4 protein-coding genes are annotated in these 3,418 nt (G+C 71.6%); all 4 read right to left on the bottom strand.

Annotated features, from left to right (window positions below):
* Positions 1–123: 123 nt before the first annotated feature.
* Positions 124–819 carry a PEP-utilizing enzyme gene (locus KPL57_RS27330; protein ID WP_226353681.1) on the bottom strand — a complete coding sequence of 232 codons (696 nt, stop codon included), beginning with the start codon at positions 817–819 and terminating at the stop codon, positions 124–126.
* A gap of 1,312 nt (positions 820–2,131) precedes the next feature.
* A complete protein-coding gene (locus KPL57_RS27325) occupies positions 2,132–2,827 on the bottom strand; it encodes a TetR/AcrR family transcriptional regulator (RefSeq protein WP_226353680.1) in 696 nt (231 codons plus the stop codon).
* Positions 2,828–2,941: 114 nt separating this feature from the next.
* Positions 2,942–3,133, bottom strand: a complete 192-nt coding sequence (locus KPL57_RS27320; protein WP_226353679.1) for a ferredoxin — start codon at positions 3,131–3,133, stop codon at positions 2,942–2,944.
* A 24-nt stretch (positions 3,134–3,157) separates the two neighbouring features.
* Positions 3,158–3,418: aldehyde dehydrogenase family protein (locus KPL57_RS27315; RefSeq protein WP_226353678.1), on the bottom strand; the 261-nt coding region annotated here is incomplete at its 5' end.

The raw sequence follows: 3,418 nt of genomic DNA, 5'->3' as shown, positions 1-3,418 counted from the left end.
CCTCGACCAGCCCGTCGTGGTAGATCTCGTCCAGGTAGCGGCGGACGACGTGCACGGGCGAGCCCGGCCGGGGGGCCGCGGCGTCGTGCCGCGGACCCCCGACCCGGCCCTGGTCGGACGTGGTCACGCCTCGATGACCGTGACGGTCGCGGTGGTGCCGTCGACCTCGATCAGCGCGCCGTCCGGGATGCGGCCGGTCGCGTCGGTCGCCGACACGACGCACGGGATGCCCAGCTCGCGGCTGACGATCGCGGCGTGCGAGAACGGCGCGCCCACGTCGACGACCACGGCGGACGCGGCGACGAACAGCGGCGTCCACGACGGGTCGGTGATGGGGGCGACGAGGATCTCGCCGACCTCCAGTGCCGACGGGTCGTTGGGGTCGAGGATGACGCGCCGCGCGGCCGCGGGTGACGCCGGTGCAGCCGGAGACGCCCTGGATGACCTCGCCCGTCTGAGCCTTGGTGAAGGTCTTGTCGGAACGGCGCTTCCACTCCGAGAGCGGCGGCACCGAGCCGGCGACCACGAACGGCGGTTCGTAGTCGAACAGCTCCAGGTAGGACCTCTCGCGGGCGCGCACGGTCTCGGTGAACGAGCCGGGGTTCGCGAGGTAGGCGGGCAGCTCCTCGGCGAAGAGCATGAAGATCTGCTTCGCGGAGTCGAGGTGGCCCGCGGCGGCGCCGCGACGACCCAGCTCCAGCGCGGGCAGGCGCAGCTCGTGCACCAGCATCGCCGACGTGGTGCGCGAGCGCTCGCGACCGCGCAGCCACAGCGCCGCGGCCGAGAGGGCGACCTCGAACTGGCCGGACGCCTCCTCATTGCCCGCGAGCACCTCGCGGACGGTCTTCGTGGCCTGCTCCCGCTCCTGGACGCGCTGGGCGTTCTTGACCGAAGGCGCCTCGTCGTCGCCGACGCCCCGCATGCGGTCGACCGTGTGCAGCGCGAGCTCGGGCTTGATGCTCCACGTCTCGGCGCGCAGCTCCCACTCGGCGGGGCCGCGGAAGTCCCACGTCGTCAGGAACTCGTCGAGGGCGCCCTTGAACGCGACCACGGCGCTGTCGTCGCTGGCGGCCAGCCGCTCGTACAGCCCGGTCACGCCCTGGTCGAACAGCGCCGCGACGGCACCGGTGCGCGCGTCGCGCGACAGCGCCCACATGCCGTTCGACGGGCCCGCCGAGTCGACGTCGCCGATGCCGCTGACCAGCGTGAGGGCGAGCTCGGGCTTGCCGACGGCCGCGGCGAGTTGACCGATCGCACCCAGGCCGACGCCCGACTTCAGGCTGGACTCGATGTGGTGCTGGAAGAAGCGCTGCTGCACGCCGAAGAAGGACGTGAGGCGCTCGACGAGCTGCTCGTCGGTGAGCGACGCGATGTCGGGGCGACCGGCGCGGATCTCGAGGACCTCGGCGCGGTCGGCGTCGTACTCGTGCAGGTCGGTGCGCAGCAGCACCTGCTCCATCAGCCACTGGCCCGCGGCGGCGGAGGCCTCCGGGTCCTCGTCGAAGTCGCGCTTCTCGCTCTCGTAGGACGGGATGCCCGGCATGTCGCCGAAGTACTGCAGGTCGACGGCCTCGGCGCCCATCCCGGGCACGCGCACGCCGAACAGGCGCATCAGCGACATGTTGATGTACAGGTAGCTGCCGAAGGCGGGCAGCACGTTCCGGTCGACGGCCTTGTCGTACAGGTCGTGGTCCCACACCTTGCACGCGACGAAGGCGTCCTCCCAGCCCGGCTCCAGAGTGGCCTGGAAGCCCGCCGAGGCGTTCAGCGGCGAGATGGGGTCGGGGAAGATCTCGCCGACGTTGGCCCGCGAGTAGAGCGGGAACGTCTTCGAGATCGTGTCGAAGATGGGCCAGTCGGTCACGGAAGCGGTCTCCCTCGTCGTTGAGGCTCTGGCGTCGTCGACGCTCTGCGGGCTCTGTCGTGGGCTGGGTCGGGCGGGGGTGCACAAGAAGAGCGGGGCCCGGTTCGGGCCCGACGTGGGTCGACACCCACAGAAACCGCCGCGCTCCGTCGCAGCGATCGGTGAAGCGTTCGATTCTGCGACGGACGAGTCACATACTCGCGCCGACGGGTGTCCCTGTCAAGAAGGAGAGGTCGCCCGTCGACCCGACCGGGCGACCGGTGGGGCTCAGTCCTGTGCGGCGCTCTGGGCAGGGCTCTGCGCGATGGGCAGCGAACGGTGCCAGACCGTCGCGACCATCAGCGCGAGCTGCTGGATCCGCTCCGGTCGCGGCGCCTCAGCGGGCAGACCGATGTGGACGTACGCCGTCTGCTCGATGGTCGACCCGAGCACGTCGGCGAGCAGCTCGAAGTCGGTCTCCTCGATGCGCCCTGCTGGTGCAGGCGGCGCAGCCAGCGGCCGGTGCGCTCGACGTACCCGCCGCGCTGCCGCAGCCACAGGTCGGCGAAACCGTCGTCGGCGCTGGTCGCGGCCGCCTCGCGCATGACGCGCAGGATGTGCCGGTTGCGGGTGTACGAGGTGAAGTAGGCCTTGGTCAGGGCCGTCATCGTCTCGAGGTCGACACCGTCGCCGACGACACCCGCGCCCGGTGGACGCGGTCAGCTCGTCGAGGCTCGGGCGCAGCGCCTCGAGGAAGATCTCCGTCTTGCTCTGGAAGTGCCGGTAGAAGTTGCCCTGCGACACCCCGGCACGGAACACGATGTCGGAGATCCGGGTGCGGGAGTACCCGTACTCGGAGAAGCACGACAGCGCGGCGTCCAGCAGCTCCTGGCGGGTGCGCAGACCGCGCACGTTCTTGCCCCGCCGCACCGGGGTGCGCGCGGCACCCTCGCCCACGGTCGCCGACGCGCCGTCCTCTGACATGGGCGGCCTCCGTCGTCGATCGCGTCTTTGTGAACGGTTGTCACCATATCGCGGCGGCGACGAGCTGCGACGCCGCGTCGGTGCCGGTGTCGCCCGGACGAGGGGCGCACTGCGCTAGCGGGCGAGCCGCAGCGCCTCCGTCGGGCACGCGGCGACGGCCTCCTCCAGCTCCGCGACGCACTCGGCGGGCACGTCGTCGCGCAGCACCGCGACGTCCCCGTCGTCGGTGATCTCGAAGAAGTCGGGCGCGACGGACTCGCAGATGCCCAGGACGTTGCACTTCACGCGGTCGAGCTCGATGCGCACTGGTCTCTCCTGACGGGAAGCTGCTCAGCCGAGCAGGGACTTGATCTCGACGAACTCGTCGATGCCGAACGTGCCGAGCTCGCGACCGAGGCCGGAGCGGCGGTAGCCCCGAACGGGCGTCGAGGCTGTCGCGGGTGCGGACCCGTTGACCTTGACCTGACCCGCGCGCAGGCGGAGCGCGAGCGCGCGCGCCCGGTCGCGGTCGGCGGACCAGACGCCCGCCGCGAGGCCGTAGTCGGTGCTGTTGGCGACGCGCACGGCGTCCCCGTCCGCATCCTCGCGGAG

The sequence above is a fragment of the Pseudonocardia sp. ICBG601 genome (genome assembly GCF_020496245.1).
Note: the sequence above shows the minus strand (reverse complement) of the source record. Positions and strands in the feature narration are given on the sequence as shown.

What these genes read in the sequence shown, in the direction of transcription:
- KPL57_RS27330 (WP_226353681.1), bottom strand. Translation starts at nt 819, where the DNA reads ATGAGGAGGCGTCCGGCCAGTTCGAGGTCGCCCTCTCGGCCGCGGCGC.
- KPL57_RS27325 (WP_226353680.1), bottom strand. Translation starts at nt 2,827, where the DNA reads ATGTCAGAGGACGGCGCGTCGGCGACCGTGGGCGAGGGTGCCGCGCGC.